Genomic DNA, 22278 nt, shown 5'->3' on the forward strand with positions numbered 1-22278 from the left:
TCTTTCAGCCGGCTTTGCGGTCCCTATATGGCGCTCACCGCCGTCGCTGCCGGTGGATGCAAGAAGGATGGCTGATGGTTCGATTTCTCCTGGCGCTGATGCTGCTCCTCGCTTCTGCCACGGCGCATGCGACGGATGCCGGCTGGGCGCTGCTGCGCGACGGCGGCCATATCGTGCTTTTGCGCCATGCCATGGTCACCGGCGCTGCCGATCCGGCCAATTTCGACATCGCCAAATGCCCGACCCAGCTCAATTTGTCGGCGCGCGGCCAGCAGCAGGCGAGCCGGATCGGCGCCCTGTTCGCCGCCCGCGCAGCACCCATCGAGCGCGTGCTCTCCAGCCGCTACTGCCGCTGCCTCGACACCGCCCGCATCGCCTTCGAGGCCGAGCCCGAGCCTTTCGCGCCGCTCGACCTCCTGAAGACCGATCCCGCCGAGAAGGCCGCACAGCTTGAGGCGACGCTCAAGGAGATTCGCGGCTATTCCGGTTCCGACAATCTGGTGCTGGTCACCCATCTGGAGAACATCATGGCGCTGACCGGCGTCGCGCCGCGCGAAGGCGAAGCGGTGGTGGTCGAGCCACAGGGCGACGGCCTAAGGGTGCTTGGCCGCGTCACTTTCTGACGGGCGCGAGCCTGATACAGGCGATGGTTGCAACTGTTGCCGAAATGCCACTGCCGAAAGAAGCCGCAAAGCCGCCGCGACAATGCCGCTTGCGACAACCCGTCGCAGGGTCTATAGGCGCGCTCCCGGTCACGAAAACCGAAGCGAGCACAGCGGTTGGAGCTTTCGTCTCCGCCCGCGCAGGCGGCACTGCCGCCCTGTGTACGGCGCCGTTTCGGAGGTTGGGATCGCGGATGTAGCTCAGGGGGAGAGCGCCGGATTTGGATCCGGAGGTCGCAGGTTCGAATCCTGCTGTCTGCACCACGGATAGCTCAGTTGGGTAGAGCATCAGATCACGAATCTGACGGTCGAAGGTTCGAATCCTTCTCCATTGGCCTTCCAAGCCAAGCCACCCTGTCACGGTGTTATTCGGAAAATCGGTCCGGGGACCGGAATGCGAAAGAGCTGACGGACGGCCGAAGCCTTCGGGCCAAGGCCGTACCGGCAGATCCAACGCCATCGGCTCGCGGCCAGGCCCGCGGTGACGATCAAGGCGCAGTGTCGCCGGCTAGGGAGGCCAAGGCCTCCGGCGCCCGCTTCGCTGCCTCGCGATCCGCTCCCGAAAGCCCGCTGCTTGGCGATGCCACCGGTCTCCGGATCATTCGTGCCGGGAAAAGGGAAACGAGAAACGAAAAGGATGATCGACGCATGAGTTGACGCCTCGCATGGGGCCATGCCCGACAGGAGTGAAGACAATGACCATTCTCGATAAGGTTCTGGGGCGCGAGCGCGTCCTTGTTAAGGAAAACGAACGGGCCGTCACCCTCTACAAGGGGGAGATCAAGGCTGTCCTGATGCCGGGCGAGCATTGGCTTGCCAACCGGCGCGGACGCCTTGAAGTGTCCCGGCACGACCTGAAGAACCCGGAATTCGTTTCGGCCTACGAGAAGGCGTTGTTCGACAAGCTGCCGGAGGTGGCGGCGCGTCATTTCACCGTCGTTCGCACCGGGCGTACGGATGTCGCCGTCATCGAGCGTGACGGCAACCTCCATGCCGTCCTGGCGCCGGATCGCAAGCTCGTGCTGTGGACCGATGCCGGCCCGTGGAAGGTGACGCTGGTCGACACCTCGGCCGATCTTGCGATCGATCCGGCTCTCATGCGCCGGCTCGGCCAGGCCCGCAAGACGGAACTGATGTCCGTTCACCCGGTGGTCGACGGTCAGGCCGGACTGCTGTTCGTCGACGGGGCGCTGGCGCGGACGCTTGCCGCGGGCGTGCACGCCTTCTGGAACGTCGGGCGCATGGTGCAGATCAAGGTCGTCGACCTCAAGCGCCAGTCGCTCGACGTCGCCGGGCAGGAAGTGCTGACCAAGGATCGCGTGACGATCCGCGTCAACATCGCCGCCGAATACCGGGTCCTCGATCCGGTCAAGGCGGTGAGCGCGGTGAAGGACTTCTCTGAAGCCCTCTACCGCGCCCTGCAGTACGCCTTCCGCAAGACGCTTGGCGCGCTCACGCTCGACCAGATCCTTGAAAAGAAGGTGACGGTCGACGAGGAGGCGGCGGCCAAGGTCCGCGCCGACATGGCCGAGATCGGGGTCGAGGTCAGCGACATCGCGCTCAAGGATGTGATCCTGCCGGGCGAGATGCGCGAGATCCTCAACCAGGTGGTTTCGGCCGAGAAGCAGGCCGAGGCCAACGTCATCCGCCGGCGCGAGGAGACGAACGCGACGCGTTCGCTCCTCAACACGGCCAAGGTGATGGCCGAGAACCCGGTGATGCTGCGGCTGAAGGAGCTCGAGGCTCTGGAAGCCATCGCCGGCAAGGTCGAGCGGCTGACCGTCCATAACGGGACGGGCGGACTGCTGAACGACCTGGTTAAGCTCCGTGAAAACTGAGCTGACGTCACGTCAAATGGGAAGGGCTGCCGGCAATCCGGCGGCCCTTCTTGCGTTTCGAAAGCCAGCATCCCATCTGCACCGGGCTTATCAGCCCTTTTCCTGCCCGGAAAAACCGATTAGACAGCGCCCAAACAAGATGCGGACAGATTCCGCCCGCAACCGAAGGAAGAGCCCTTGTCCACCACGTTCGACAAAGTCGCCAAGATCATTGCCGACACCAGCGAGATCGATATCGAGACGATCACGCCCGAAAGCCACACCATCGACGATCTCGGCATCGACAGCCTCGATTTCCTCGACATCGTCTTTGCCATCGACAAGGAATTCGGCATCAAGGTGCCGCTGGAGAAGTGGACGCAGGAGGTCAACGACGGCAAGGCCTCGACCGACGACTATTTCGTCATGAAGAACCTGTGCGCCAAGATCGACGCGCTGGTCGCGGCCAAGAACGCCTGAGGCGGTTCGGGCGCGAACTTGACGCGCCCGGCCACGTGACCCACAAAGCCGCCCATGAGCAGCCCCCACGACGTCGTCATCACCGGTATCGGCCTTGTCTCCTCGCTGGGAGAGGGTCCGGATGCTCACTGGCAGAAGCTCGCCCAGCCCGGCCTTGAGCCGGTGCTCGATGCCGCGCGCTTTGCGCCCTATACCATCCACCCGCTGCCGGAGATCGACTGGAACCTGCAGATCGCCAAGCGCGGCGACCAGCGGCAGATGGAGACCTGGCAGCGGCTCGGTACCTATGCCGCGGGTCTGGCGCTGGACGATGCCGGCATCAAGGGCAATGACGAGCTCTGCGCGACCATGGACATGGTGGTGGCAGCCGGCGGAGGCGAGCGCGACGAGGCGGTCGATGCCGCCATCCTCGCCGCATCCGAAAGCCGCAACGACCGCGACGTGCTGCTCAACGAGAAGCTGACCACTGAACTGCGCCCGACGCTGTTCCTCGCCCAGCTCTCCAATCTGCTCGCTGGCAACATCTCGATCGTCCACAAGGTCACCGGGTCGTCCCGCACCTTCATGGGCGAGGAAGGCGCTGGCGTCGCCGCCGTCGAGACGGCGGCCGCGCGCATCCGCTCGGGACAGTCGACGCATGTGCTGGTCGGCGGCGCCTTCCAGACCGAACATTCCGACATGCTGCTCGGCTACGAGTTGGCCGGCTACCTGCATCGTGGCGCCTGGAAGCCTGTCTGGCAAAGGCAGGGCGGCGAAGGCGGCGGCGTGGTGACCGGATCTGGCGGCGCTTTCCTGGTGCTGGAGCAGCGCGAGCACGCGACGAGCCGCCGGCGCAAGATCTACGCCGAGCTCGGCCCTATCGTGTCCGGCCGCGCCAAGCGGCGGAACGGCGGGCTCGATGCCGAGATCGCGACCTTGCTCGATCAGACGGCGCTGCCGAATGGCGAATTGCTGGCGATCTCCGGCGCCTCCGGCGCCCACACCGCCACAGCGGCCGAAAGAGCCGCGTTCGCCGCCCACCCGGCGATCGCGGCGCGTGCCTTTTCGACGCTGACCGGCCATATGAAGGAGGCGCAGTTCCCCTTCGCCGTGGCGCTCGCGGCACTCGCCGTCGAGCGCAAGGCCGCCTATCCCGCTTTCGATGCCGCGACCGAGAAGCCGTTCGCCGGCATTCCCACGACCGTGCTTGCAACGGCGATCGGCTATCACCAATTCGAGGGCATGGGGCTGATCAAGGCGGCCTGAGTGACCACCAGGGACAAAACATGGCCAATCTGAACGACCACATGGGCAGGCCGATCGTCGCCGTCACCGGCATCGGCGTGGTGACGTCGCTGGGCGTCGGCAAGGCCGACAATTGGGCGGCGCTCACCTCCGGCAAGTCCGGCATCCACCCGATCACCCGCTTTCCGGTCGATCATCTGAACACCCGCATCTCCGGCATGGTCGACTTCCTGCCGTCAAGCTCCAAGGGCGCCAGCCCCCTCACCTACGAGCTGGCCGAGACCGCCGCGCGGGAGGCGGTGGCGGAAGCCGGCCTCGACAGCGGCGATTTCAGCGGACCGCTCTTCCTTGCCTCGCCACCGGTCGAGCTCGACTGGGCCGACCGTTTTTCGCTCTACAATTCGGACAAGCAGGATGCCGGCGCCGAGAGGCTGCTGCGCGTGGCGCGCGCGTTGAAGGAACTCGACATCTTCGAGACCACCCAGTTCGGTTCGATCGCCGACCGGCTGGCCGACCGTTTCGGCACGCGCGGCCTGCCGATCACGCTGTCGACTGCCTGCGCTTCCGGCGCCACCGCCATCCAGCTCGGCGTCGAGGCGATCCGCCGCGGCGAATGCGACAAGGCGCTGTCGATCGGCGCCGACGGCTCGGCGACCGCCGAGGCGCTGATCCGCTTCTCGCTGCTTTCGGCGCTCTCCACTCACAACGACATCCCGGAAAAGGCGTCGAAGCCTTTTTCCAAGGATCGCGACGGCTTTGTGCTGGCCGAGGGATCCGGCGCGCTGGTGCTGGAATCGCTGGAGGCGGCCCTTGCCCGTGGCGCCCCTATCCTCGGCATCATGCGCGGCTGCGGCGAAAAGGCCGACGATTTCCACCGCACCCGCTCCAAGCCCGATGGTTCGCCGGCGATCGCTGCGGTGCGTGCCGCCCTTGCCGATGCCGGCCTGAGCGAGGACGAGATCGACTACGTCAACGCGCATGGCACCTCGACGCCGGAAAACGACAAGATGGAGCATCTGTCGCTGTCGACCGTGTTCGGCGAGCGGATCGGCTCGATGCCGATCTCGTCCAACAAGTCGATGATCGGCCACACGCTGTCGGCAGCCGGCGCGGTCGAGGCCGCTTTCTCGCTGATGACCATGCGCGAAAGCGTCATTCCGCCGACCATCAACTACGACAATCCCGACCCGGCGATCGTGCTCGACGTGGTGCCCAACAAGAAGCGCAACGCCGAGGTCGGCACCGTTTTGTCGAACTCCTTCGGCTTCGGCGGCCAGAACACCTGCCTTGTCATGGCGAGGGAACCGGTCTAAGCGGACGTTTTCCCGCTTTTGACGAACTGACAGGCCCAATGCGCGCATTGCAACTTATCGAGGACCGCCGTCTTGAAACGGTGGACCTGCCGCCTCCCCCGCCGCCTTCGCTCGGCGAAGTGACGCTTCGCATCAAGGCGGTGGCGTTGAACCATATCGACGTCTGGGGCTGGCGCGGCATGGCCTTCGCCAAGCGCAAGCTGCCGCTTGTCGTCGGCGCCGAGGCGTCGGGCGAGGTCGACGCCGTCGGCCCCGGCGTCTCCAGCCTTCTGCCGGGACAGCTGGTGTCGATCTATGGCGCGCGCACCTGTGGCCTTTGCCGGGCCTGCCGCGAAGGCCGCGACAATCTCTGCGAGCACGTCTCCGGCGTTCATGGCTTCCACCTCGACGGCTTCGCGCAAGAGAAGATCAACCTGCCGGCCCGCCTGCTGGTCCCCGCCCCGCCCGGCGTCAGCGAGATCGGCGCGGCGGTCGCGCCCGTTACCTTCGGCACGGTCGAGCACATGCTGTTCGACAACGCAAAGCTCGAACCCGGCGAGACCATTCTCGTCCATGCCGGCGGTTCCGGCATCGGCACCGCCGCGATCCAGCTGGCGAAGAAGATGGGCTGCACCGTCATCACCACCGTCGGCTCCAACGACAAGATCGACAAGGCCAAGGCGCTCGGCGCCGACCATGTCATCAACTACCGCGAGGACCGTTTCGAAGGCGTCGTGCGCAAGCTGACCAAGAAGAAGGGCGTCGACGTCGTGTTCGAGCATGTCGGCGCCGACACCTTCGCCGGCTCGATGCTGTGCCTCAAGCGCGGCGGCCGCCTTGTCACTTGCGGCTCGACCTCCGGCGTGTCGACGCAGGTCAATCTTATGCAGCTCTTCCAGCAGCAGCTGAAGCTGCTCGGCTCCTTCGGCTGCCGCATGGAGAACATGGCCGATGCCATGCAGAAGATGGCGGCCGGCCTCGTCGCTCCCGTCATCGACACCGAAGTCGGCTTCGACGACATCGACGCGGCGCTGAAGCGCATGGAAGGCCGCGACGTGTTCGGCAAGATCATCCTGCGCGTCTAGGGCAATGGTCGGCAAGGTGCTCAAGAAAGCCCGCCGGGACTTCATGTTCCGCTACGGCCGGCGGCTGCGCCAGATGGAGCACTGGCTGGTGGCGCGCCTGGCCATGGCGATGATCTCGCTGCTGCGGCTCCTGCCGCCGGACAAGGCGCTCAACTTCGCCGACCGCGTCGCCCGCCGCATTGGCCCGCTGGTCGGACGTCACCGCGTTGCGGTCAACAATCTGCGCCTTGCCTATCCCGAAAAGAGCGACGCCGAGATCGAGGCCATCGCGCTCGACATGTGGGGCAACATGGCCCGGCTGGCGGCCGAGTACATCTTCCTCGACGCCCTCTTCGATTATGATCCGAAAGCGACAAAGCCCGGCCGCGTCGACGTCCGTGGCGTCGAGCATTTCGTCGAGATCGCCGGCGAGAAGAAGCCGCATATCCTGTTCACCGGCCATCTCGGCAATTTCGAATTGCTGCCGGTGGCCGCCGCCACCTTCGGCATGAACATCACCGCGCTGTTTCGCCCGCCCAACAATCCCTATCTCGCCGACTACATCCACTCGACGCGCCGCTCGACCATGGGGGGCTTGCTGCCCTCCTCGACCGGCGCGTCCTTCGCGCTTGCCGCCATCCTGGAGAACGGCGGCAATATCGGCGTGCTTGTCGACCAGAAATTCTCCAGCGGACTGGAGACGACCTTTTTCGGCCGTCCGTGCCAGAGCAATCCGGTGCTTGGCATGCTCGCCCGCCACTACGACTGCGACGTCTATCCCGCCCGCTGCGTCCGGCTGCCGGGCAACCGGTTCCGCCTGGACATCGAGGACAAGCTGACCTTGCCGCGCACCGAAAGCGGTAGCGTCGACGTCCACGCCACCACCCAGCTTCTTGCCGACGTCGTCGAGCGCTGGGTGCGCGAGGATCCCGGCCAGTGGATGTGGTTCCACAAGCGTTGGGAGATGAGCGGCCGCCGGCGCAAGCGGCGTGGGCAGGCCGAGGAGCGGCCGGCTGACCCGGTGCCCGGCCCGAATTGACCATTGACGCCGCACCAAGCGAAAGTCGCGAAGAGACCCTTCGCGGCTTCGTTGTTTGTTCATCGGTTGCGCTTGGGGGAAATTCTGACTGAAGGACCGGGCGCCGAAGCCTTTTCCATTCCGCTCGGTGCATCTGCCATCGCGTGCGCAGATTGGACGCGGCAAAGAAAAACCGCGAAGATTGCTCTTCGCGGTCTTCGCCATAAATCTCTTGTTTCCCGCCGATACTACAGTAACGAAGGCAGGATGAGGTTCGGCCGGCCGGTATCCATCGTGGCGCCGTTGCGATCCTCATCAAGCAATGTGTCCGAACCGAAGCTCGCCCGCACGCCAATCACATATTTGTGGATGTTCTCGGTTACGTCGAACGCAGATATGGACGCGCGTTCGAACTGATAGCGGCCGAACACCGAAAACGCCGTTCCGGAAAACCGGTACGCAGCCTGCAGCGCCCCGGTGAAGGTGTTGGTGTCGAAGGGGCCCACAGATGTCGTCGAATAGCCCAGTTCACCATCGAAGCGGAGATTGTCCTGGGCGAAATAGCGCACCACCCCGCGACCGCCCCAGGTGTCGATATGCTCGGACGAGCCGCTGGCCCGCAACTGGCCATAGTAAACCTGGCCGTACACGGTCACATTACCCATGTAGACTTGGCCTTCCGGTCCAACCGAGAAACTGTAGAGATCGTCGTCGAACCCGTCGCCGCCATAGCCGGTGACGGAGGCGAACGCGCCAAGCGCAAAGGCGCTGGGATCGCGCCAGTAGCCGTGAACCGCGCCGCCATAGCCGTAAATGTTGGTGCCCTCGGCCCACAGCGAATCGACGAACGCGTCTGTCTGGACGTTCCAGCGGGAATCGATCGGGAAATTGACCCGGCCCGTGCCGCCTGCGGTCGTGCCATCCGCGTGCTCGCCAGCGGCCGTCACATACAGCCCGCCGAGATAGGCCTCGACGTAGCCCGAAACATGCGGCTGGGCGAGTTCCTGATCCATAACGATCGGAGCGACGGCATCGGCGGCAAAAGCCGACGTGGCCGTTGCGGCAAGTGCCGCACCAAGGAGAAGTCGATACATCGTGAAGTCCCTCAAATGTCTGACTTATCCGGCATTTACCATCGCTGCCCGTTCACGCAAGCGTGAACAGCCTCAAACCCGGGCGTACAAGCCGGGTTCTGAAGCCCTGCGACATTACTGCAACGCTTTGGCCTTGATCTGCCCAAATACTGTGCAGCGTTCATGAGCACTTGCAGTATTCATAAGCACTGGCAGGAGCCGGATTGTCTTTTCTCCAACACTCCATCTGATCCGTGACGGCGATGCGCGTTGGCAGATGAGCGGCCGTCGGCGCAAGCGGCGGCTCCGATTGCCCCGCTCCGATGCGCAACAAAAAAGCCGCGAGGAGTACTCCTCGCGGCTCTGGATTAAGCTCCCTCAGAGCGGAGCAGGGATGGTGAAGTTCGGCCGGAATGTATCCATGGTGGCGCCGTTGCGATCTTCGGAGAGCAACGTGTCCGAACCGAAGCTTGCCCGCAGGCCGATCAGATATTTGTGGATGTTCACGCTGCCCGAAGCCTCCGAGAAGCTCAGGTGATCCAGCTGATAGCGGCCAAACACTGACCAAGGGGTGCCCGAGAACCGATAGTTGGCCTGCAATGCCGCCGAGACGGTATCGAAATGCCCGCCAAAACCGGACAGCCGCGAGAAGCCGAGTTCGCCGTCGAAGCGCAGATCGTCCTGCGCGAAATACCGCACGACGCCGCGGCCGCCCCAATTGTCGAGGTGTTCGGATTCGCCGCTGACCCGCAGCTGTCCGTAGTAGACCTGCCCGTAAACCGTCACGTTGCCGAAATAAGCCTGTGCCTCGGGACCGACGGTGAAAGTGTAGATGCCTGCGTCACCGAGGCCCTCGTCGCCGCCATATCCGTTGATCGTGGCAAAGGCGCCCAGGGCATACGAGCTCGGATCGCGCCAGTAACCATGGATGGCGCCGCCGTAGCTGTAGATGTTCGTACCTTCGACCCACAGCGAATCGATCACCGCGTCGGTCTGGATGTTCCAACGGGCGTCGATCGGAAAATTGACCCGGGCGGCGCCGCCGGCGGTCGTGCCGTCTGCATCGTCCCCGGGGGTCGCGAAGTAGAGACCGCCGAGATATACCTCGCCGTAGCCTGAAACATGCGGCTGGGCGAGTTCCTGGTCCAGGACGACGGGCGCGTCGGCAGCGAAGGCGGAAGTAGCGGTTACGGCAATCGCCGCGCTCAAAACAAGTCGATACATTGTAGTCCCCAAGCATCAAAAAGTAACGTCGCGATACCTACCACCGCCGAAGATTCACGCAATCGACGTCGGCACCGGAAACCATGCGTCGACGCGAGTTCCGGTTGCAGTGCGGCATTGCTGCAACGCTTTTGGCACCGAAAGCCAATCGCGCGAGGTCAGTCGGTGACCACGATGCGCGTGTTGCCGTAGCCCGCTTCGCGCACCATCGAATAGAAGGTCGCGGCGTTGGCGGTGTGCAGGCGCACGCAGCCATGCGAGGCCGGACGCCCGAGATATTTCACCGCACCGGTGCCGTGGATGGCGTAGCCGCCACGGAAGAACACTGAGTATGGCATCGGCGACATCTCGTATTTGCGCGAATACCACATCCGGGCCGTCCACTGCGGGCGGTAGCTGCCGCGCGGCGTGAAGTAACCTTTGCGGGCGGTGGACACGCTCCAGCGGTACAGCACCTGGCCGTATTTGCTGACGGTCATCGTTTGTGAGGATACGTCGATATTGGCCACCAGTGCGGCAGCCTTGCCTGCGACCGAGGTGCCGAACAGCGCGGTCGCCAGTATCGTTGCCATGAGAACAGTCTTTTTCATGCGATCAAACCCCTTTGATTGCCCCTTGCATGCCTGCCATCACGCGATTTTTCAGCATTTTAACGGCAGGTGAATGAAGTAACACACACTCGTTGATGAATTCGCCAATCCAAAGCAGCGAATTTGAACGATTTTCCCGCCATAGTTGCCGCCGCGACACGTAGTTTCAAAGACTTCGCCGTCGCGCTTGCCAGTCGCCCGCTTCACTGCTCAACTTCAGGAATGACCGAACGACTCCTTAAGGCCGTCGACGCGCGGATCGACGACCTCGTTGCGCTGACCGCGGACCTGATCCGCTTCCCGACCGTCAATCCGCCAGGCGAGGCCTATCGCCCCTGCGCCGAATATGTCGGCGAGCGCCTGAGGAAGCGCGGCTTCGAAACCGAGTTCATCCGCGCCGAAGGCACCCCCGGCGACACCGACCGCTACCCGCGCGTCAACGTCGTTGCCCGCTTCGACGGCAGATCGGCCGGCGCCTGCGTGCATTTCAACTCGCATATCGACGTCGTCGAGGCCGGCGAAGGCTGGACCGTCGATCCGTTCGCCGGGCTGGTGAAGGACGGCAGGGTCTACGGCCGTGGCGCCTGCGACATGAAGGGCGGGCTGGCGGCCTCGATCATCGCCGCCGAGGCATTCATGGAGGTGTTCCCGGACTTCCCGGGCGCCATCGAGATCTCGGGTACGGTCGACGAGGAGTCCGGCGGCTTCGGCGGGGTCGCCCATCTTGCCAGGCTCGGCTATTTCTCGAAGCCGAAAGTCGACCACGTCATCATTCCGGAACCGCTGAACAAGGATCGCATCTGCCTTGGCCATCGCGGCGTCTGGTGGGCGGAGATCGAGACCAAGGGCGAGATCGCGCATGGCTCGATGCCGTTCCTCGGCGACAATGCGGTGCGCCACATGGGCGCCGTGCTGCAGGCCTTCGAGGATGAATTGTTCCCGGCGCTTGACCGCAAGGTGACGCGCATGCCGGTGGTGCCTGAAGGCGCCAAGCGCTCGACCATGAACATCAATTCCATCCATGGCGGCCAGACCGAGGATTTTCGTCCCGGCCTGCCCTCCCCCAACGTGCCCGATTCCTGCCGGCTGACCATCGACCGGCGCTTCCTGCTCGAGGAGGACCTCGCCACGGTGAGGAGCGAGGTGACGGATATCCTGGAGCGGTTGAAGCGCGAGCGGAAGAAGTTCGACTACGAGATCCGCGATCTGATGGAAGTGCTGCCGCTGATGACCGAGCGCGACGCTCCGGTGGTGAAAGCTGTGGCGCAAGGCATCATGGCGATATTCGACCGCGAGCCCGACTATGTGATTTCGCCCGGTACCTACGACCAGAAGCACGTCGCCCGTATCGGCCACATCTATGACTGCATCGCCTATGGGCCGGGCATTCTCGACCTCGCCCACCGGCCCGACGAATGGGTCGGCATCGCCGACATGGTGGAATCGGCCAAGGTGATGGCAATCGGCCTCAACGTGCTGTTGCGGGGCACCGTCGCCGACTGATCCCTACGAAAACAGGCAAGTGAAGGTCGGCCAGTCCGCCTGTTTCGGGAAAAACATTCCGCCCGGCGCTGTCCGACAGCACGAAACGCAATTTACTCGACCTCGAAATCACGCTTCTATCCACCCGGTTGAGCAGATGGGAGTTGCCCGATGAAATTGTGGAAGACCGTTCTCGCCGCCGCCGCTCTGGCGCTCGCCACCGCGACCTCGGCTTTTGCCGCGCGCACCGATCTCGTCATCGGCATTCCGCTCGAACCCCCGCATCTCGACCCGACCGCGGGTGCTGCCGCGGCGATCGACGAAGTGCTCTACGCCAACGTGTTCGAAGGCCTGACCCGGATCGGCCCGAACGGCGAGGTGCTGCCCGATCTCGCCGAAAGCTGGAGCATTTCCGACGACGGCAAGACCTACACGTTCAAGCTGCATACCGGCGTCAAATTCCATGACGGCGCCGACTTCAGCGCCGACGACGTCAAGTTCTCGCTCGACCGCGCCCGCGCCGACAATTCGGTCAACGCGCAGAAGGGCCTGTTCGCGGCGATCGACAAGGTCGATGTCGTCGATCCGGCCACCGTCAAGGTGACGCTGAAGAACCCGCAGGGCTCCTTCCTCTACAATATGGGCTGGGGCGACGCGGTGATCGTGTCGCCGAAATCGGCCGACACCAACAAGGAGAAGCCGATCGGCACCGGCCCGTTCAAATTCCAGGACTGGGTCAAGGGCTCGTCGATCACGCTGGTGAAATCGGACGCATACTGGGGCGCTCCGGTCTCGCTCGACAAGGCCGAGTTCCGCATCGTCCCCGATGCCGCCGCCGCCGTTCCGGCTCTGCTTTCCGGCGACATCCAGGCCTTTCCCTTCTTCGACCCCGACAGCGTCGCCCAGGTCAAGGACGATCCGCGCTTCCATGTCGTGATCGGTTCGACCGAGGGCGAGACCATCCTGTCGATCAACAACAAGAAGCCGCCTTTCGACAAGCTCGAGGTTAGGCAGGCTATCTCCTACGCGCTCGACCGCAAGGCGATCATCGATGGCGCCTCGGCGGGGCTCGGCCAGCCGATCGGCTCGCACATGTCGCCGGCCAACAAGGACTATGTCGACCTCACCGGCCGCTATCCGCATGATGTCGCCAAGGCCAAGGAACTGCTCAAGCAAGCCGGCCTCGAGAGCGGCTTAAAGGCGACGCTGAAGCTGCCGCCGCCCTCCTATGCGCGGCTCGGCGGCGAGATCATCGCCTCGGAGTTGCGCGACGTCGGCATCGATCTCGAGATCGTGCCGGTGGAATGGGCGCAGTGGCTGGACCAGGTGTTCACCAAGAAGGACTACGACCTCACCATCGTCTCCCACACCGAGCCCAACGACATCGATATCTATTCGCGCAAGGACTATTACTTCAACTACGACAACCCGGCTTTCGACAAGGTCATCGCCGATCTGAACCTCACCTCCGACGAGGCCAAGCGCAAGGAACTGCTCGGTGAGGCGCAGAAGATCCTCGCCGACGACGCCGTGGTCGGCTTCCTCTACGAACTGCCGAAGGTCGGCGTTTGGGACGCCAAGCTGCAAGGCCTGTGGGAGAACGCGCCGATTCAGGCCAATGATCTGACCAAGGTGAAGTGGTCGGATTGACCTCGAGAGATATGCAACGCCCCGGTGGCGAAAGCCGCTTCCGGGGCCTTTGCTTTTCCGGCAGGTTGTGCCGATGAGTGCCTACCTCCTGAAGCGTCTGATCATCGCCGCCGCCACGCTTGTGCTGGCCTCCATGGTGGTGTTCGCGGTGCTCGAGATCATCCCCGGTGACCCCGCGCGGCTGATGCTGGGCATGAACGCGAGCGCCGAGCAGGTCGAGGTGCTGCGCAACCAGATGGGGCTCAACGCGCCGCTGGCCTTGCGTTACCTGCATTGGGCGGGCGGGCTGCTGAGCCTCGATTTCGGCCGCTCCTACACCTATTCGGTGCCGGTCATCGATCTCGTGCGCGAACGCGTCGTCGTCTCGCTGCCGCTGGCGCTGATCGCGCTGGCGCTGTCCACGGCCATCGCCATTCCGGTTGGCCTGTTTTCCGCCAGCCGGCGCGGTCGCGCTGGCGACGCGATCGCCATGGGCGCCGCCCAGTTCGGCGTCGCCGTGCCGAACTTCTGGTTCGCGCTGATGCTGATCTATCTTTTTGCCGTCTGGCTCAGGCTGGTACCGGCCGGCGGCTTCCCCGGCTGGGGCGCCGGCGCCTGGCCGGCGCTGAAATCGCTGCTTTTGCCGGCGGTCGCCCTTGCCTTGCCGCAAGCCGCGATCCTGGCACGCGTCGCCCGCTCGGCGCTGATCGAGGTTCTGAACGAGGACTATATCCGCACCGCCCGCGCCAAGGGCATGCCCTACCGCGCCGTGCTTTGGCGGCACGCGCTGCGCAACGCCATGATCCCGGTGCTCACCATCCTCGGGCTGCAGTTCGCTTTCCTGCTCGCCGGCACCATCATCATCGAGAACGTCTTCTACCTGCCCGGCCTAGGAAGGCTGGTATTCCAGGCGATCACCCAACGCGACCTCATCGTCGTCGAAAGCGTCGTCATGTTGCTGGTCGCCGCCGTCATCGCCGTCAACCTCCTCGTCGACCTCTCCTACGCGGTCGTCGATCCGCGCCTGAGAAGCCGGCAATGACACTGCATGTCGACATCCCAGAGGAGACCCTGGCCGGCATTCTGGCCAAGGCGTTCCGCAACCGATCCTTCCTTCTCGGTTTCGTCATCACCGCGCTGGTGGCGGCGGTGGCGGTCCTCTCCTACGCCTGGACACCATACGACGTCACCCGGCTGGTGATCTCGGACAAGACCCTGCCGCCCTCATGGGCGCACTGGTTCGGCACCGACCATTTCGGCCGCGACATCCTGTCGATGATCATGGTCGGCGCCCGCAACTCGATCGCCGTGGCGCTGGTCGCGGTCGGCATCGGCATGGGCGTCGGCGTTCCGCTCGGCGCCTTTGCCGCGGCTCGCGGCGGCCTCGCCGACGAAGCGCTGATGCGACTGAACGACCTCGTCTTCGCCTTCCCTGCCCTACTTTCGGCGATCATGATCACCGCCATCTTCGGGCCGGGCGCCATCAACGCCATCATCGCCATCGGCATCTTCAACATTCCGGTGTTCGCGCGCGTCGCCCGCGCCGGCGCGCTGGCCATCTGGCCGCGCGAGTTCATTCTCGCCGCCCGCGCCGCCGGCAAGGGCCCGACGCTGATCACCATCGAGCACATCCTGCCCAACATCGCGACGCTGCTTCTGGTGCAAGGCACCATCCAGTTCGCGCTGGGCATCCTTGCCGAAGCGGGCCTCTCCTATGTCGGCCTCGGCGCGCAGCCGCCGATGCCGAGCTGGGGCCGCATGCTGTTCGACGCGCAGACGCGCATGGTGGTTGCGCCGTGGATGGCGATCTTCCCGGGCATGGCGATCGCCGTCACCGTGCTCGGCCTCAACCTGCTCGGCGACGGCATCGCCGACATCCTCGACCCGAAATCGCGGCGGCAGCGATGAGCCTGCTCGAGATCGAGAACCTGTCGCTGTCGATCGGCCACACGCCGATCCTGAAGGGCGTCGAGCTTGCGGTGGCGCCCGGCGAGGTCATGGGGCTGGTCGGCGAATCCGGCTCCGGCAAGTCGATGACGGCCCTCACCGTGATGCGGCTCCTGCCCTTCGCGGCACGTGCCAGCGGACGCGTCACTTTCGACGGCATCGATATCCTCGCGGCGAGCGAGGACCAGATGTGCGCGTTGCGCGGCGACGACATCGGCATGGTGTTCCAGGAGCCGATGACGGCGCTGAACCCGGTCAAGACCATCGGCGAGCAGGTGGCGGAGGGCATTCGCTGGCACACCAAGGCGAGCCGCGCCGAGGCCGAGGAGCGGGCGCGCAGAATACTCGACCGCGTCGGCCTGCCCCCGGCGAAATTCCCGCTGTCGCGCTATCCGCACGAACTGTCGGGCGGCCAACGCCAGCGCGTCGTCATTGCGATCGCCTGCGCGCTGAAACCCAAGCTCCTGATCGCCGACGAGCCGACCACGGCGCTCGACGTGGTGCTGCAGGCGCAGATCCTCGATTTGCTGCGCGATCTCGTGGCGGAAAACCGCATGGGTTTGCTTCTGATCTCGCACGACCTCGCGGTGGTGACCGAGATGGCCGACAAGATCACCATCATGCGCCATGGCGAGGTGATGGAAGCCGGCGACACCGCACGCACGCTGTCTGCGCAACTCCATCCCTATACGCGTCAGCTGGCGCAGGCCTCCATGCATGTGCCGGCCCGCCCTCGCCCCCACACCGCCGGCTCGGCCAGGCCCTTGCTGCAGGTCGATGGCGTGACGCGCGACTATCCGGGACGACGCAGCTCGCTGTTCCGGCGTGCCGCTCCCATCCGCGCCGTCGACGACGTCTCGCTGTCGATAGAGCCCGGCCAGTCGGTGGCGCTGGTCGGTCGCTCCGGCTGCGGCAAGTCCACGCTTGCCCGCATGATCCTGGCGCTGGACAAATCGACCTCGGGGACGATCCGCTTCAGCGGAGAGACCATCACCGGCAGGAGCGAGGCGGAGCTGAAGCCGGCGCGGCGAGACATGCAGGTCGTGTTCCAGGACCCCTACGGCTCCTTCGATCCGCGCCAGAAGGTCGAGAAGCTGGTCGCCGAGCCGCTGCACGTGCTGGACAAGACACCGGCCAATGCCGAGCGGCGCGAGCTGGTGGCGCATGCGCTGCACGAGGTGGGCCTCGGGCCGCGCGACATGGACAAATATCCGCATGAATTCTCGGGCGGCCAGCGCCAGCGCCTGTCGATCGCGCGCGCCATCATCACCCGCCCCAAGCTGGTCGTCGCCGACGAGCCGGTCTCGGCGCTCGACGTCTCGATCCGGGCCCAGATCCTCGACCTGTTCGCCGAGCTCAACCAGAAGCTCGGCATCGCCTATCTGTTCATCACCCACGATCTGACCGTCGCCCGCGCCATCACGGACGAGGTGCTGGTCATGCATGAAGGCAGGATCGTCGAGCGCGGCAAGACCGGCGCGGTGCTCGATCATCCGCAATCCGAGGCGGCCAGGGCGCTGGTGAGAGCCGCGCCCGATCTGCACCGGGCGATCGCACGGAGACTACAGGAACAAGGGTAAGCAGCGAGCCTGCCGGCCGCTATCGAAACCGGCTATTCCTGCGGCTTCACAACATCGACCGGGCTGATGTCGAGCAGGTCGAGCGTGCGGCGCAGCAGCCTGACCTCGTTTTCGGCCAGCTTCGAATCGGCCTTGGCGATCTCGGCCATGTGCTGGGCGAGCAGCTTGCGCCGCTCGACGTCGAGGTCGCGGAACAGCGCAATGGCCTGCGAACCGTTGGTCTCGTAGCCGAAGTCGTTGAGATATTCGATGACGCTGTCGATGCTCGTCTCGGGAATGCCGAACGCCTCCTTGCAGATGCGCCGGAAGGCGACCATCTCGCTCTCCGAGACGGACCCGTCGGCCAGGATCATGCGGAACAGCATCAACAGTTCCGCCGACAGGACCGGATCGTCCGCGACCTTGCGCACGCCGGGATCGCCGTCGAAGATCGAGCGTATCTGATCGAGCAGTGCCATCGCCATCGGCCTCCCCTTTGCGATTCCGTCGCAGATAGTTAGCGCGGAATCGGCCTTGCGCAAACGGGGTTGCCGTGGTCGAAGCGCGCATATCGTCCCGCCGCAAGACCCATAGCCCCGATGATCGATCTTAGCATACAGACTGTTGCCGTGTTGGCCTTCGCCGCGTTTGCCGCCGGCTTCGTCGATTCCATCGCCGGCGGCGGCGGCCTGATCACCATTCCGGCGCTGCTGTTGGCGGGCTTCTCGCCGACCGCCGCGCTCGGCACCAACAAGCTGCAAGGCATGTTCGGCTCCGGGTCGGCCACCATCCACTATGCGGCGAACGGCCATGTCGAGCTGCGCCGGCAGTTGCCGTCCGCCCTGCTGGCGCTAATCGGCAGCGCCGTCGGCGCCTTGCTGGCTACAATCGTGCCCGGTGATTTTCTGCGCGCCTTGCTGCCACTGCTTTTGATCGCCATCGCGCTCTATTTCGCGCTCAAGCCCAACATGAACGATGTAGACCGCGCCGAGCGCCTGTCGCCCTTCCTGTTCGGTCTGATCGTTCCACCTCTTGTCGGCTTCTATGACGGCCTTTTCGGACCTGGTGCAGGCTCTTTCTACATGTTGGCCTTCGTCAGCCTTGCCGGCTACGGCGTACTCAAGGCGACGGCGCACACCAAGCTGCTCAACTTCGCCTCCAACATTGGCGGTTTCGCCATCTTCGCCGCCGTCGGCGTCGTTTACTGGAAGATCGGCCTGATGATGGGCGTCGCCCAGTTCTTCGGTGCCCGCCTCGGCGCCAGCCTCGCCATCCGCATCGGCGCCCGGCTGATCAAGCCGCTGCTGGTTGTCGTCTGCGTGGCGCTGGCGGTGAAGCTTCTCGCCGACCCGGCGAACCCGCTGCGCCAGCTAATTGGTGTGTGACGGCCCGGCTGATACAATGCCGGCGTACGAATCATGTTGGAGGAGCCACACATGAATCTCAGTGCGCCTACTCAGCTTATTTTCATTATCTCCCTTGTCATCGCCATCATCGGCGTTCTCGCCGCTCTTGGCGTTCTTGCGTTCATTCCTCTTGCCGCAGTGTGGATTGTTCTCATCGGCTACATCGTGCTTGCCGCCGGCTGCATGATGCGCGGCGCTTAAGTCAGGCACATTCAGATCTCAGGTAACCGAAGCGCCCGGCCACAAGCCGGGCGCTTTTGATTTCGGAATGTGGTCTGCTAGATTTGGCGGGCGAGGATTGCCGATGTCGATCGAGACAGAGCGCCGTCATGAACAGGACCATTCTTTAGCCGCGAGGTTCGAGATGGTGCGGCGAGCGGCTGACGCTTCGCTTGCCGGCGCAGTCACCGACCTTTGCGGCTATCGCGAGATGCTGCCCGTCCGCTCCCGCAATGTCGAATATGCTTCGCTGACCGTGCCGCTGGTGATCAGCTTCGCCGAGCCCTTCGCCATCGGGCTTGGGCGCGATCCCGGCGACAACGATCGCTTCGCCAGCTTTGCCGCCGGCCTCTTTGCCGGGCCGGTGGTGATCCAATCCTTCGGCGGCGCCTGCTGCGTCCAGATCAACTTCACCCCGCTCGGCGCCCGCCGCTTCTTCGGCCTGCCGATGAGCGAGTTGACCGACCGCATGGTCGGGCTCGACGACGTGCTTGGCCTCGAAGGCATCGCGCTGCGCGAAAGGCTCGGCGAGGCGCGGGATTGGGACACGCGTTTCGCGATTGCCGAGAGCTTCGTCGCAGCAAGGCTGGCGGAGGCGAAGCGGATGTCAGCCGAGATCGCCTGGGCCTACCGGCAAGTCATTGGCTCTGGCGGACGCACGCGGGTCTCGTTGCTTGCCGATGAGCTCGGCTGGAGCCGCAAGCATCTCGCGGCGAAATTTTCCGACGCGATCGGCATCGGGCCGAAAACGCTGTCGCGCATCGTGCGCTTCAACCGGGCGCTCTCGCTGTCCAAGCATCAGCTCGACGACTGGGCGGGGATCGCCGCCGATTGCGGCTATGCTGACCAGGCGCATCTGGTGCGCGAATTCCGCGATCTCGCCGGCGAGACGCCAACCGCGCTCGCATAGTCTCTTTCTCCACCGAGGTAACATTTCTTCAAGACGCCGCGGCGGCCTTCGCCGAGACTGGATACCATCAACCGACACCAGGGAGATTGCCATGTCGACCGCGAACGAAGCACCTCGTCTCTACCCCGCTCTGCGCTACAGGAATGCCGCCGGAATGATCGACTGGCTGTGCGACGCCTTCGGCTTCACCGTGCGCGCCCGCTATGGCGAGGGCGACGTCGTGCATCATGCCGAGCTCGTCTTCGGCGCCTCGATGATCATGCTTGGCACCGCGCGTGACGACGACTACGGCAAGATGGTCGGCGAGCCGGGCGCCGGCGGCGGCAAGTCGATCTATGTCGCGGTGGGAGACGCCGATGCCGCCTACGCCAAAGCAAAAAAGGCCGGCGCCACGATCCTGCAGGAACTGACCGACCGCGACTATGGCAGCCGCGAGTTCATCTGCCGCGACCCGGAAGGCAATGTCTGGTCGTTTGGTACCTATTGGCCGAAGGCAGGAGAAGCCGCCAGCTAACGGGCCAGGCCAAAAATCGCGTCGCAGTCGAGATGGGTTTCCAGTTCGGCCGCGACCTCGTCCAGCGCCCGCTCGACATCGGCGCGATAGTCGATACCGCCGCCTTTGACGCCGAGGCTTTCCAGGAACCTTGCCCGGAAGGCGTCTGCGGAAAACAGCCCGTGCAGATAGGTGCCGACCACCTTGCCGTCGGCGGAGATCGCGCCGTCATCGATGCCGTTGATGATGGCGGACGGCCGCGCCAAATCCGGACCGATGGTGCGGCCGAGATGGATCTCGTAGCCTTCCAGCGGCAGATCGAACTGGACCGAGCGGGCGCTGACATTGCGAACCGTCTTCTCCGGCTCCATGACCGTTTCGATGTCGAGCAGGCCGAGCCCCTCCGCCTCGGTCACGCTGCCCTCGATGCCGGCGGGATCGCTGACCTTGCGGCCGAGCATCTGGAAGCCGCCGCAGATGCCGACGACATGGCCGCCCCGCTTGCGATGGGCGAGGAGATCGCGGTCCCAGCCATTCTCCCGGAACTTCAAGAGATCGCCGATCGTCGACTTCGAGCCGGGAATGACCACCAATCCCGCATCCGCGGGCAGCGGCTTGCCGGGCGGCACGAACACTACCTCGACCTGCGGTTCGGCCTTCAATGGATCGAGATCGTCGAAATTGGCGATGCGCGAAAGCATCGGCACCGCGACCTTCAGCGCCCGCTTCTCGCCGGATGCCAGCCGTTCCAGCACCACCGAATCCTCGGAAGGCAGCCTCGCCGCCGCCTTCAGCCACGGCACCACACCGAAGCAAGGCCAGCCGGTGAACTTTCCGATCGCCCTGATGCCGTCGTCGAACAGCGAGACGTCGCCGCGGAACTTGTTGATGAGGTAGCCGACGATCATGCGCCGGTCCTCCTCCGGCAGGATGAGATGAGTGCCGGCGACGGAAGCGATGACGCCGCCGCGATCGATGTCGCCGACCAGCACCACCGGCACATTGGCCCGCGTCGCAAAGCCCATATTGGCGATGTCGCGGCTCCTGAGATTGATCTCGGCCGGCGAGCCGGCGCCTTCGACGATGACGAGATCGGCGCCCTCGCCGACCTTCGCCCAGGAGTAGAGCACGGCATCCATGAGCCGGCCTTTCATCGCCTGGTAGTCGCGCGCCCTGGCCTCGCCGAACACCTTGCCCTGCACCACCACCTGCGAGCCGACATCGCTTTGCGGCTTGAGCAGCACCGGGTTCATGTGAACGGTCGGCGCCACGCCGCAGGCGATCGCCTGCAGCCATTGCGCGCGGCCGATCTCGCCGCCGCCGGCCTTGTTGTCGCCGGGAATGTCGGCGACGGCGGCATTGTTCGACATGTTCTGCGGCTTGAACGGCCGCACCTTCAGCCCGCGCATCTTCGCCGCGCGGCAGAGCCCCGCCACCAGCACGCTCTTGCCGACATCGGAGCCGGTGCCTTGCAGCATGATCGCTTTTGCAGCCATCAACCCCTGCCCTGCGCCACGGTGCCCGGGATTGTCGACTTCTGCGCCAGCGGCCCGCCACGCCAGATGTAGAGCGCCAGCAGCGGCTCCTTGCCCGTGTGCATGGCATGGCTGACATTCGAAGGGTGATGGATCACCTCGCCCGCCTCGCGAACATGGAAACCACTTTCGCCCTTGTGCCACTCCGTACCGCCGGTCAGCGGAATGTAGATCTCCTCGGCAATGTGATGGTGGTCGGGATAGACGATCCCGGGCCCGAGGATCAGCAGGCCGGCCGCGACCTCGTCATTGATGAAATGGCCGCGCGTGCCGAAAACCTCCAGCCAGCCGTAATTGTCCAGGAACGCCTGGCCGAAATCCGAGACGCTGTAGGTCTGGCCCCAGCGCAGATCGCCGCGATGTTCCGCCACGAATCGCGTGAGGGGCCGGATGTCCGATGGCGAAAGTTCGGCGATGCGGTCGAGATGGCGCAGGCAGGCGAGCGGATGCGGCTCAAGCGGACGCACCGGCATGTCCCAATCGATGCGGGCGACGGCGTCGCTGACCAGAGCGCTGTCCACGGTCCTGAGATAGGCGTGGAAACGGTCGAGCAGTTCATCGAAGACTGTCGTCACACCATGCTCCGTTGGTCGATCCATGCACAGCCGCTCCGCGGCCGGGCGGGTTGCGCGGCGGCATCATTGGTCTAGATTG

Annotated in this window: 22 protein-coding genes and 2 tRNA genes; 18 read left to right on the forward strand and 6 right to left on the reverse strand. The window is 64.6% G+C overall.

Annotated elements, in window-relative coordinates:
- Window positions 1-74 precede the first annotated feature (74 nt).
- From EN786_RS29685 to EN786_RS29725, 9 genes are all read left to right on the forward strand, one after another.
- Entirely contained in the window at window positions 75-623 is a 549-nt protein-coding gene (locus tag EN786_RS29685) for a histidine phosphatase family protein (protein ID WP_127311155.1), read from the forward strand.
- A gap of 229 nt (window positions 624-852) precedes the next feature.
- Window positions 853-926 (forward strand) — tRNA-OTHER (locus tag EN786_RS29690).
- A 2-nt stretch (window positions 927-928) separates the two neighbouring features.
- A tRNA-Arg gene (locus tag EN786_RS29695) sits at window positions 929-1004 on the forward strand.
- A 353-nt stretch (window positions 1005-1357) separates the two neighbouring features.
- Window positions 1358-2500, forward strand: a complete 1143-nt coding sequence (locus EN786_RS29700; RefSeq protein ID WP_189340610.1) for a slipin family protein — start codon at window positions 1358-1360, stop codon at window positions 2498-2500.
- A 177-nt stretch (window positions 2501-2677) separates the two neighbouring features.
- Entirely contained in the window at window positions 2678-2959 is a 282-nt protein-coding gene (locus EN786_RS29705; protein WP_126054139.1) for an acyl carrier protein, read from the forward strand.
- Between the two features lie 54 nt (window positions 2960-3013).
- Window positions 3014-4204 (forward strand): beta-ketoacyl-ACP synthase, encoded by a 1191-nt coding sequence (locus EN786_RS29710; protein ID WP_127311156.1) that lies wholly within the window; start codon window positions 3014-3016, stop codon window positions 4202-4204.
- A gap of 20 nt (window positions 4205-4224) precedes the next feature.
- Entirely contained in the window at window positions 4225-5496 is a 1272-nt protein-coding gene (locus EN786_RS29715) for a beta-ketoacyl-ACP synthase (protein WP_127285700.1), read from the forward strand.
- A gap of 38 nt (window positions 5497-5534) precedes the next feature.
- Entirely contained in the window at window positions 5535-6560 is a 1026-nt protein-coding gene (locus EN786_RS29720) for a zinc-binding dehydrogenase (RefSeq protein ID WP_127285699.1), read from the forward strand.
- 4 nt (window positions 6561-6564) lie between these two features.
- Window positions 6565-7578: a lipid A biosynthesis lauroyl acyltransferase gene (locus EN786_RS29725; RefSeq protein WP_127311765.1), complete on the forward strand. Its 1014-nt coding sequence runs from the start codon at window positions 6565-6567 to the stop codon at window positions 7576-7578.
- Between the two features lie 227 nt (window positions 7579-7805).
- Here the strand turns inward: EN786_RS29725 and EN786_RS29730 are convergent, their stop codons facing one another.
- The 3 genes from EN786_RS29730 to EN786_RS29740 form a co-directional block, all read right to left on the reverse strand.
- The gene (locus EN786_RS29730) at window positions 7806-8666 is read right to left on the reverse strand and encodes a hypothetical protein (protein WP_127285698.1); all 861 of its coding nucleotides are present in this window, start codon (window positions 8664-8666) and stop codon (window positions 7806-7808) included.
- A gap of 342 nt (window positions 8667-9008) precedes the next feature.
- The gene (locus tag EN786_RS29735) at window positions 9009-9839 is read right to left on the reverse strand and encodes a hypothetical protein (protein ID WP_127311766.1); all 831 of its coding nucleotides are present in this window, start codon (window positions 9837-9839) and stop codon (window positions 9009-9011) included.
- A 173-nt stretch (window positions 9840-10012) separates the two neighbouring features.
- A complete protein-coding gene (locus EN786_RS29740) occupies window positions 10013-10444 on the reverse strand; it encodes a L,D-transpeptidase (RefSeq protein ID WP_127285696.1) in 432 nt (143 codons plus the stop codon).
- A 222-nt stretch (window positions 10445-10666) separates the two neighbouring features.
- Between EN786_RS29740 and EN786_RS29745 the strand changes: the two genes are divergently transcribed.
- From EN786_RS29745 to EN786_RS29765, 5 genes are all read left to right on the forward strand, one after another.
- Window positions 10667-11947 (forward strand): acetylornithine deacetylase/succinyl-diaminopimelate desuccinylase family protein, encoded by a 1281-nt coding sequence (locus tag EN786_RS29745; protein WP_135909183.1) that lies wholly within the window; start codon window positions 10667-10669, stop codon window positions 11945-11947.
- 150 nt (window positions 11948-12097) lie between these two features.
- Complete coding sequence (locus tag EN786_RS29750) at window positions 12098-13576, forward strand: ABC transporter substrate-binding protein (protein WP_135909185.1); 1479 nt, start codon at window positions 12098-12100, stop codon at window positions 13574-13576.
- Between the two features lie 73 nt (window positions 13577-13649).
- Window positions 13650-14597 (forward strand): ABC transporter permease, encoded by a 948-nt coding sequence (locus EN786_RS29755; protein ID WP_127310014.1) that lies wholly within the window; start codon window positions 13650-13652, stop codon window positions 14595-14597.
- Window positions 14594-15463, forward strand: coding sequence for an ABC transporter permease (locus tag EN786_RS29760; RefSeq protein ID WP_127310013.1), 870 nt, complete (start codon window positions 14594-14596; stop codon window positions 15461-15463). Before EN786_RS29755 ends, EN786_RS29760 begins: the two co-directional genes overlap by 4 nt.
- On the forward strand, window positions 15460-17082 hold the full coding sequence (locus tag EN786_RS29765; RefSeq protein WP_127310012.1) for a dipeptide ABC transporter ATP-binding protein: 1623 nt from the start codon (window positions 15460-15462) through the stop codon (window positions 17080-17082). Before EN786_RS29760 ends, EN786_RS29765 begins: the two co-directional genes overlap by 4 nt.
- Before the next feature lie 32 nt (window positions 17083-17114).
- Here EN786_RS29765 and EN786_RS29770 read toward each other — a convergent pair whose 3' ends face one another.
- Window positions 17115-17546: a TerB family tellurite resistance protein gene (locus EN786_RS29770; RefSeq protein ID WP_127287368.1), complete on the reverse strand. Its 432-nt coding sequence runs from the start codon at window positions 17544-17546 to the stop codon at window positions 17115-17117.
- Between the two features lie 114 nt (window positions 17547-17660).
- Here EN786_RS29770 and EN786_RS29775 point away from each other — a divergent pair, with 114 nt between their 5' ends.
- The 4 genes from EN786_RS29775 (at window position 17661) to EN786_RS29790 (ending at window position 20110) form a co-directional block, all read left to right on the forward strand.
- Window positions 17661-18446 carry a TSUP family transporter gene (locus EN786_RS29775; RefSeq protein WP_127310011.1) on the forward strand — a complete coding sequence of 262 codons (786 nt, stop codon included), beginning with the start codon at window positions 17661-17663 and terminating at the stop codon, window positions 18444-18446.
- A gap of 51 nt (window positions 18447-18497) precedes the next feature.
- On the forward strand, window positions 18498-18668 hold the full coding sequence (locus tag EN786_RS29780) for a hypothetical protein (RefSeq protein ID WP_126054125.1): 171 nt from the start codon (window positions 18498-18500) through the stop codon (window positions 18666-18668).
- Between the two features lie 103 nt (window positions 18669-18771).
- Window positions 18772-19596, forward strand: coding sequence for an AraC family transcriptional regulator (locus EN786_RS29785; protein ID WP_127310010.1), 825 nt, complete (start codon window positions 18772-18774; stop codon window positions 19594-19596).
- Between the two features lie 91 nt (window positions 19597-19687).
- The gene (locus EN786_RS29790) at window positions 19688-20110 is read left to right on the forward strand and encodes a VOC family protein (RefSeq protein ID WP_127310009.1); all 423 of its coding nucleotides are present in this window, start codon (window positions 19688-19690) and stop codon (window positions 20108-20110) included.
- On the opposite strand, the gene EN786_RS29795 is transcribed toward EN786_RS29790, so the two are convergent.
- Together EN786_RS29795 and EN786_RS29800 are read right to left on the reverse strand one after the other, a co-directional pair.
- The gene (locus EN786_RS29795; RefSeq protein WP_127310008.1) at window positions 20107-21585 is read right to left on the reverse strand and encodes a cobyric acid synthase; all 1479 of its coding nucleotides are present in this window, start codon (window positions 21583-21585) and stop codon (window positions 20107-20109) included. The genes EN786_RS29790 and EN786_RS29795 overlap by 4 nt on opposite strands.
- Window positions 21585-22199 (reverse strand): dimethylsulfonioproprionate lyase family protein, encoded by a 615-nt coding sequence (locus EN786_RS29800; protein ID WP_127310015.1) that lies wholly within the window; start codon window positions 22197-22199, stop codon window positions 21585-21587. Before EN786_RS29800 ends, EN786_RS29795 begins: the two co-directional genes overlap by 1 nt.
- Window positions 22200-22278 lie beyond the last annotated feature (79 nt).

The organism is Mesorhizobium sp. M4B.F.Ca.ET.143.01.1.1, assembly GCF_004792275.1.
Classification (GTDB): domain Bacteria; phylum Pseudomonadota; class Alphaproteobacteria; order Rhizobiales; family Rhizobiaceae; genus Mesorhizobium; species Mesorhizobium abyssinicae.

Bases quoted from the DNA above. Each gene is read 5' to 3' on its own strand.
- EN786_RS29745 (WP_135909183.1), top strand. From the start codon at position 10,667: ATGACCGAACGACTCCTTAAGGCCGTCGACGCGCGGATCGACGACCTC.
- EN786_RS29785 (WP_127310010.1), top strand. From the start codon at position 18,772: ATGTCGATCGAGACAGAGCGCCGTCATGAACAGGACCATTCTTTAGCC.
- EN786_RS29700 (WP_189340610.1), top strand. From the start codon at position 1,358: ATGACCATTCTCGATAAGGTTCTGGGGCGCGAGCGCGTCCTTGTTAAG.
- EN786_RS29795 (WP_127310008.1), bottom strand. From the start codon at position 21,585: ATGGCTGCAAAAGCGATCATGCTGCAAGGCACCGGCTCCGATGTCGGC.
- EN786_RS29725 (WP_127311765.1), top strand. From the start codon at position 6,565: ATGGTCGGCAAGGTGCTCAAGAAAGCCCGCCGGGACTTCATGTTCCGC.
- EN786_RS29750 (WP_135909185.1), top strand. From the start codon at position 12,098: ATGAAATTGTGGAAGACCGTTCTCGCCGCCGCCGCTCTGGCGCTCGCC.
- EN786_RS29790 (WP_127310009.1), top strand. From the start codon at position 19,688: ATGTCGACCGCGAACGAAGCACCTCGTCTCTACCCCGCTCTGCGCTAC.
- EN786_RS29685 (WP_127311155.1), top strand. From the start codon at position 75: ATGGTTCGATTTCTCCTGGCGCTGATGCTGCTCCTCGCTTCTGCCACG.
- EN786_RS29710 (WP_127311156.1), top strand. From the start codon at position 3,014: ATGAGCAGCCCCCACGACGTCGTCATCACCGGTATCGGCCTTGTCTCC.
- EN786_RS29715 (WP_127285700.1), top strand. From the start codon at position 4,225: ATGGCCAATCTGAACGACCACATGGGCAGGCCGATCGTCGCCGTCACC.
- EN786_RS29780 (WP_126054125.1), top strand. From the start codon at position 18,498: ATGAATCTCAGTGCGCCTACTCAGCTTATTTTCATTATCTCCCTTGTC.
- EN786_RS29760 (WP_127310013.1), top strand. From the start codon at position 14,594: ATGACACTGCATGTCGACATCCCAGAGGAGACCCTGGCCGGCATTCTG.
- EN786_RS29755 (WP_127310014.1), top strand. From the start codon at position 13,650: ATGAGTGCCTACCTCCTGAAGCGTCTGATCATCGCCGCCGCCACGCTT.
- EN786_RS29765 (WP_127310012.1), top strand. From the start codon at position 15,460: ATGAGCCTGCTCGAGATCGAGAACCTGTCGCTGTCGATCGGCCACACG.
- EN786_RS29775 (WP_127310011.1), top strand. From the start codon at position 17,661: ATGATCGATCTTAGCATACAGACTGTTGCCGTGTTGGCCTTCGCCGCG.
- EN786_RS29740 (WP_127285696.1), bottom strand. From the start codon at position 10,444: ATGAAAAAGACTGTTCTCATGGCAACGATACTGGCGACCGCGCTGTTC.
- EN786_RS29720 (WP_127285699.1), top strand. From the start codon at position 5,535: ATGCGCGCATTGCAACTTATCGAGGACCGCCGTCTTGAAACGGTGGAC.
- EN786_RS29770 (WP_127287368.1), bottom strand. From the start codon at position 17,546: ATGGCGATGGCACTGCTCGATCAGATACGCTCGATCTTCGACGGCGAT.